A 6,443-nucleotide genomic window follows, 5' to 3' on the forward strand; every position below is an offset into this window, starting at 1 on the left:
GCTCAGTTGGCTTGCAGGCCGACATAGATGTTCTGCACGTCGTCGTGGCCATCCATCGCTTCGAGGAAGGCTTCCACTTCTTCCAGCTCGGCGCCGGACAGGCTGACCGGGTTCTTTGCCTTGTAGCCGAGGTTGGCCGACTGCACGGTGAAACCGAACTCCGGCAAGGCCTTGCACACGGCGTCCAGGTCGGTCGGCTCGGTGTAGAACAGCGCACCGCCGTCCTCGCCCGCTTCGAAGTCCTGGGCGCCGGCCTCGATGGCGGCAAGCTCCATGTCCGCGTCCGCGCCGGTCGCTTCGGCCTCGATCATGCCCAGGTGGTCGAAGTCCCAGGATACCGAGCCGGAGGTGCCCAGCTGGCCCTTGCGGAACAGCACGCGCACTTCGGCGACGGTACGGTTCACGTTATCGGTCAGGCATTCGACGATGACCGGCACGCGGTGCGGTGCGAAGCCTTCATACAGGGTGCGCTCGTAGTTGACCACCTCGCCCGACTGGCCCGAACCCTTCTTGATGGCGCGCTCCAGGGTGTCCTTGGGCATGGAGGCTTTCTTGGCCTGATGCACGGCCAGGCGCAGCTTGGGGTTCATGTCCGGATCGGCGCCGTTACGCGCGGCGATCATGATCTCTTTCACCAGTTTGCCGAAGATCTTCCCTCGGGCATTGGCGGCGGCTTCTTTAGGTTTGGCTTTCCACTGGGCGCCCATGGCGGTTCTCTCGCGGGTTGCGGACGGGGAACGGGCGCGGCGGCCCGTTGGCAAATAGGTCGGCAATTCTACTGGGCGGGCGGGGGAGGCTGCCAGCTAGCTCGTCGGGAGGCATCTTGCCGGGTGGCAATTTCGGCTGCGGGTCGGCGCGCCGTCCTCCGTAGGGTGAAGATCCGCAAGGCGGATTTCCACTACGCGAGGTCCAGGCCAAGGTCCGCAGTCAGCCCGGGCATGATCGCGATGGGGCCCTGGAAGGAGCTGTCGAAAGATGCGCGAGTGGAGGCCGTCCGCGAGGATATGGAGCAACTGCCGCCGCTGCCGATGTAGAGGCAAGATTGCTCAGCACCTTTGGTTGTGAGCGGGTGAGCAAGTGATCTCGGCTGGCATAAGCCGGTTCCTGCGGGTCGACAGAGCCAGAAAAACCAATCCGTCCGCCATATTCCCTCCTAGAATTCATGGGGCATGTCCCTCATGCACAGGGCCGCGTGATTGTTTCTCGACAATGAACAGACCAGCGGATGGCCCGGCATAAACCACGTCCCCTCTGACGTGATGGGCAACGCATCTGCGCCGGATCTTCACGGCTGCGGATCGAACTGGCCGGCGAACTGATCGGGCTGCCGGCTAGTGGCCCACCTCTACGCCCAGGTAGAGGCTCACTCTGAATCTCCTGGAGGTTCGAGATGAACAAGGTATTCCTGATAACCGGATTGGCCGCTTGTCTGCCGCTGACGGCCTTGGCCGATGTAAAGATAGCGAGTGAACTGAACGGCCTCGACATCGAAACGTCCTTGTCCCTGCCCCCGTTCCATCTGCCCGACTCCTCCGCCATCAGCAGGGGGGCCAGCCAGGTGCTGAAAGTGACCAACCACGGCGCTCAATCCGCCCTGTGTACGGTCAAACCCGGCGTCGCCGAGGCCTTGAGCCCATCGGGCCGCAAGATGCTGCTGGAACCCGGTACCAGTGTGGTGGTGCTCGTCGATAGCCGGCCCATCGGCAGGAGCACGCGAGCCACGCTCGCCTGCACGCCTGACCGCAGCTCATAGCCGAACCTGACTCTCCATCTGCAGGGTTCCCAAACGCCGTTGCGGGCGATTGGAATGTCCCGAACAGCTGGATGAAGTCGGGATCTTCGGCCGGGGGCCGAGAGGGCCCGCACTATACTCAGGCTGTGGACTTGCTTTCGAGGCGGGCGCCGTATGCGGGCGTGCGTCGCGTGGGCAGAACAACAGGTGGGACCGAAGGTACGCCTGATTCCGCAAGAGAGGATCCTGCCATGAAGATTCATTCCTTCCAGCACTACTCCCATGACCTCGGGTTGGCCGTTCACGACGCGTGGATCACCACCAAGGTGAAGTCGGCCCTGACCTTGGCCGAACCGACTCGCAGGCTGAATATCCACGTCAAGACCCACGCGGGCATGGTGGCGTTGAGCGGCCGCGTCAATACCCATAAACAGTGCGAGCAGGCCATAGGCCTGGCCCGCGCGGTTCATGGCGTCACCGATATCGATGCCAGCGACCTGCAGACCTACATGGTCTCTCCCGGAAGTTTTCCGGAAGCCCCCAACGCGGAGGAGAGCGCTGAGGAGCTACCGCGAGCGTCAGCGAAGACGGACGACAAATGAGGAGCGCCCGTCCTCTTGAGGGCATGCGAGGGACAGGTCGGCGAGCGATGCGCTGATCCGGGTTCGACTGACTTGTCCTTCGAGTTCGCCGACCGTGCCCAGGCCATTCGTCCTGTCAGTGCTGCTCATCCTGCTCGGGTGCACCGCCACGCAGCCCGCCAGGTCGCCGGCCGAGGTGCATTGCGCTGCGACGCGAACCTTCCAGGTGGTGAACCATGGCTGGCATACGGGGATAGTGGTCGCCAGCCGCGACTTGGTTCAGCGGTTGCCGGCGCTTGGCAGGGACTTCGGCGGCGCCGATTTCGTCGAGCTCGGTTGGGGCGATGAGGCCTTCTACCGGACGCCGGACGCCGGCGTGGGACAGGCGCTGGGCGCGGCGTTCCGCTCAGGTGGCAGCGTGCTCCATGTGGTGCGGGTGCCTGGCGAGCGACGTGGCTCGGTCGCAGGCGGCGATTCGGTTTCGTTGACGGTCGGCGAGGACGGCTACCAACGCTTGCTGGACCACCTCGCCGCAAGCTTTGCCCTCACCCCGCAAGGCGACCTGCAGATGCTCGGCCCCGGACTCTACGGCGACAGCCGCTTCTACGGGGCTCACGGCCGCTACTCGCTGAATCACAACTGCAATACCTGGGTCGCCGAGGCGGTGGCCCTGAGCGGAGTCGCCCTCCGATCGACCTCGGTGCTGACGGCCGCGGGTGTCATGTCCAGATTGCGCGAAGCGCTGCCAACACTCCCTAGCGATGCCGCTGATAACGGCCAATCAGGTCCGTCTGGGCGAGGATGTGTCCCTTCATCGTCTGCTCCAGCATCAACTTGATCGGGTGGCGCAGGTCGACGAGCACCTTGTCCAGGGCATAGAGCTTGTGGAAATAGCGGTGATTGCCGATGGGGGGGCAGGGGCCACCGTAACCTGTCCGTTGCCAGTCATTGAGCCCTTGCAGGGTACCGGGCGGCAGGTTCCCGTCCGCCACGCCCTCCGGCAGGCTGCCAGCGGTTGGAGGCAGGTTGTACAGCAGCCAATGGACCCACGTCACTTTCGGCGCGGCGGGATCGGGGGCATCCGGGTCATCGACAATCAGCACCAGGCTCCTGGTACCTACCGGCGGCTTCGTCCAGCTCAGTGGGGGAGAGATATTCCGACCGTCACAGGTGTAGAGGGCGGGGATCATCTCGTTGGGGGCGAACGCTGTGGAGCTTAGCCTGAAGGTCATGGCCGTATCTCCTTGGTGCCAGATTGGTTCAGTAGCAGACCGTAACGGCGACGGTCGACTTCGCCGACTGGCCGTACCCGGGGGCTCCATAAAAGAATAGTGGGAAGTCTCCCGAGGCTCTGGAAATTCGTTATATGGACGGCTTTCCAGGGTGCCTTTGAAAGGCAGCTGTCGGATGCCTTTACCGCATATTCGAAAAATCGTATATTCGAAAATCCGTATATTCTCGGGGCATGTTCATGAGTTCCAGGCCCTGCGGGCTGTCGCCAGAGAAACCGACGTTGAGACCTTTATGGCCGACCACCTGACCCCGACCACCGTATTCAAGTGCCTGGCTGATGAAACCCGGGTTCGCCTGATGCTGCTCATCACTCGCGAGGAGGAGCTGTGCGTCTGTGAACTCACCTGCGCGCTGGACGAGAGCCAGCCGAAGATCTCCCGCCACCTGGCGCAGCTGCGTACCTGCGGGCTGTTGGCGGATCGTCGCCAGGGACAATGGGTGTACTACCGCCTGCATCCCAACCTGCCCGACTGGGTACACCGCGTGCTGACCACGACGCTGGATGCCAACAGGCACTGGCTGAGTCCCGATTCGAAGCGCCTGGACGGCATGGGCGACCGCCCCGAGCGGACCGCCGCCTGCTGTTGATCGCGCTACCCCCTGACCCAAACATTCACCTAGGTACAAGCGCATGAGCATCAAAGTCGGTATCAACGGTTTCGGTCGTATCGGACGTCTGGCGCTGCGCGCGGCGTGGGACTGGCCAGAGCTGGAGTTCGTCCGCATCAATGACGTCGCGGGCGACGCGGCGACCCACGCCCACCTGCTGAACTTCGACTCGGTGCACGGCCGTTGGCGGCACGAGGCCATTGCCGAGGGCGACTGCGTGGTGATCGGCGGCAAGCGCATCCAGGTCACCGCCAACAAGGCCATCGCGGACACCGACTGGTCGGGCTGCGACCTGGTGATCGAGGCCAGCGGCAGGATGAAGACGGTCGCCGTGCTGCAGGCCTACCTGGACCAGGGCGTGAAGCGCGTGGTGGTCAGCGCGCCGGTCAAGGAGCAGGGCGCGCTGAACATCGTCATGGGCGTCAACCAGCAGCTGTTCGACCCGGCGCAGCATCGCATCGTCACCGCTGCGTCCTGCACCACCAACTGCCTGGCGCCGGTGGTCAAGGTGATCCACGAGAACCTGGGTATCCGCCATGGTTCGATCACCACCATTCATGACCTGACCAACACCCAGAGCATCCTCGACCAGCCGCACAAGGATCTGCGCCGCGCCCGTGCCTCGGGCATGAGCCTGATCCCCACCACCACCGGCTCGGCCACCGCCATCGCGGAAATCTTCCCCGAGCTGCGCGGACGGCTGAATGGCCATGCGGTGCGGGTGCCGCTGGCCAACGCCTCCTTGACCGACTGCGTGTTCGAAGTGGAGCGCACGACCACGGCTGACGAGGTCAATGCACTGCTCAAGGCGGCTGCCGAGAACGAACTGAAGGGCATCCTCGGTTATGAGGAGCGCCCGCTGGTGTCCATCGACTACCGCACCGATCCGCGCTCCTCGATCATCGATGCGCTGTCGACCCTGGTGGTCAACGGCACCCAGGTGAAGCTCTACGCCTGGTACGACAACGAGTGGGGCTACGCCAACCGCACCGTCGAGCTGGCGCGGCTGGTCGGCCTGGCGGGCTGACAGGGACGCGCCGCGATCATGAACGCGTTGTCAGCCCTCTCCCCGTCAGTGCGCCAGTACCTGCTGGTGACCAGCAACTACTGGGCCTTCACCCTCACCGACGGCGCCTTGCGCATGCTGGTGGTACTGCACTTCCACAGCCTGGGCTACACGCCGCTGCAGATCGCCGCGCTGTTCCTGTTCTACGAATTCTTCGGCGTCATCACCAACCTGGTGGGCGGTTACCTGGGTGCGCGCCTGGGCCTCAACCGCACCATGAACATCGGCCTCGGCCTGCAGGTCGCCGCGCTGCTGATGCTCGCGGTGCCGGCGGCCTGGTTGACCATCCCCTGGGTGATGGGCGCCCAGGCGCTGTCGGGCATCGCCAAGGACCTCAACAAGATGAGCGCCAAGAGCTCGATCAAGCTCCTGGTGCCCGACAGCCAGCAGGGCACCCTGTACCAGTGGGTGGCCATCCTCACCGGGTCGAAGAACGCGCTCAAGGGCGTGGGCTTCTTCCTCGGCGGCGCCTTGCTCGCCTCGCTGGGGTTCACCGGGGCGGTACTCGCCATGGCGGCGGTGCTGGCGCTGATCTGGCTCGGCAGCCTGGCGCTGCTGAAGAAGGACCTGGGCAAGGCCAAGGCCAAGCCGAAGTTCCGCGACATCCTCTCCAAGAGCCGGGCGATCAACATCCTTTCGGCGGCGCGGTTGTTCCTCTTCGGCGCCCGCGACGTCTGGTTCGTGGTGGCGCTGCCGGTCTACCTGAGCACGGTGTTCGGCTGGGACTTCTGGCTGGTGGGCGGCTTTCTCGCGGCCTGGGTCATCGGCTACGGCATCGTCCAGTCCGTCGCGCCCGCCATCACCGGCAAGCGCAGCGGACGCCTGCCGGATGGCCGCGCCGCCTTCTTCTGGGCCGGCCTGCTGGCGCTGCTGCCGGCGGCCATCGCCCTCGGCCTCTGGGCGGGGTGGCCGGCTCAGCGGGTGCTGGTGGGCGGGCTGACGCTGTTCGGCGTGCTGTTCGCGGTGAACTCCTCCCTGCACAGCTACCTGATCGTCTCCTATGCCAAGGAGGACGGGGTGTCGCTGGACGTGGGCTTCTACTACATGTCCAACGCCCTCGGCCGTTTGCTCGGCACGCTGCTGTCCGGCTGGATCTTCCAGGTCCATGGGCTGGAGGCCTGTCTGTGGGTGTCGACGGCATTGGTATCGCTGGCCGCCTTCA

At 64.6% G+C, this 6,443-nt stretch carries 8 protein-coding genes; 6 read left to right on the forward strand and 2 right to left on the reverse strand.

The window, feature by feature from the left end; all coding sequences use genetic code 11:
* Positions 1-2: 2 nt before the first annotated feature.
* Positions 3-707: a YebC/PmpR family DNA-binding transcriptional regulator gene (locus E8F12_RS01015; protein ID WP_280323422.1), complete on the reverse strand. Its 705-nt coding sequence runs from the start codon at positions 705-707 to the stop codon at positions 3-5.
* A 683-nt stretch (positions 708-1,390) separates the two neighbouring features.
* Here E8F12_RS01015 and E8F12_RS01020 point away from each other — a divergent pair.
* The 3 genes from E8F12_RS01020 (at position 1,391) to E8F12_RS01030 (ending at position 3,151) form a co-directional block, all read left to right on the forward strand.
* Positions 1,391-1,753 (forward strand): hypothetical protein, encoded by a 363-nt coding sequence (locus E8F12_RS01020; RefSeq protein WP_280323423.1) that lies wholly within the window; start codon positions 1,391-1,393, stop codon positions 1,751-1,753.
* Positions 1,754-1,983: 230 nt separating this feature from the next.
* The gene (locus E8F12_RS01025) at positions 1,984-2,334 is read left to right on the forward strand and encodes a BON domain-containing protein (RefSeq protein ID WP_280323424.1); all 351 of its coding nucleotides are present in this window, start codon (positions 1,984-1,986) and stop codon (positions 2,332-2,334) included.
* A 118-nt stretch (positions 2,335-2,452) separates the two neighbouring features.
* Positions 2,453-3,151, forward strand: a complete 699-nt coding sequence (locus tag E8F12_RS01030; protein WP_280323425.1) for a DUF2459 domain-containing protein — start codon at positions 2,453-2,455, stop codon at positions 3,149-3,151.
* Here the strand turns inward: E8F12_RS01030 and E8F12_RS01035 are convergent.
* Positions 3,069-3,545, reverse strand: a complete 477-nt coding sequence (locus E8F12_RS01035) for a YbhB/YbcL family Raf kinase inhibitor-like protein (RefSeq protein WP_280323426.1) — start codon at positions 3,543-3,545, stop codon at positions 3,069-3,071. The two genes, E8F12_RS01030 and E8F12_RS01035, sit on opposite strands and share 83 nt — an antisense overlap.
* A gap of 292 nt (positions 3,546-3,837) precedes the next feature.
* Between E8F12_RS01035 and E8F12_RS01040 the strand changes: the two genes are divergently transcribed.
* The 3 genes from E8F12_RS01040 to arsJ all read left to right on the forward strand — a co-directional run.
* Positions 3,838-4,194 carry a metalloregulator ArsR/SmtB family transcription factor gene (locus tag E8F12_RS01040; protein ID WP_280323427.1) on the forward strand — a complete coding sequence of 119 codons (357 nt, stop codon included), beginning with the start codon at positions 3,838-3,840 and terminating at the stop codon, positions 4,192-4,194.
* Positions 4,195-4,237: 43 nt separating this feature from the next.
* Positions 4,238-5,242, forward strand: a complete 1,005-nt coding sequence (locus E8F12_RS01045; protein WP_280323428.1) for an ArsJ-associated glyceraldehyde-3-phosphate dehydrogenase — start codon at positions 4,238-4,240, stop codon at positions 5,240-5,242.
* 18 nt (positions 5,243-5,260) lie between these two features.
* A partial coding sequence (gene arsJ, locus E8F12_RS01050; RefSeq protein ID WP_280323429.1) for an organoarsenical effux MFS transporter ArsJ occupies positions 5,261-6,443 on the forward strand: 1,183 nt, incomplete at its 3' end.

Source organism: Pseudomonas sp. BN102, assembly GCF_029871245.1.
Lineage (GTDB): Bacteria > Pseudomonadota > Gammaproteobacteria > Pseudomonadales > Pseudomonadaceae > Metapseudomonas.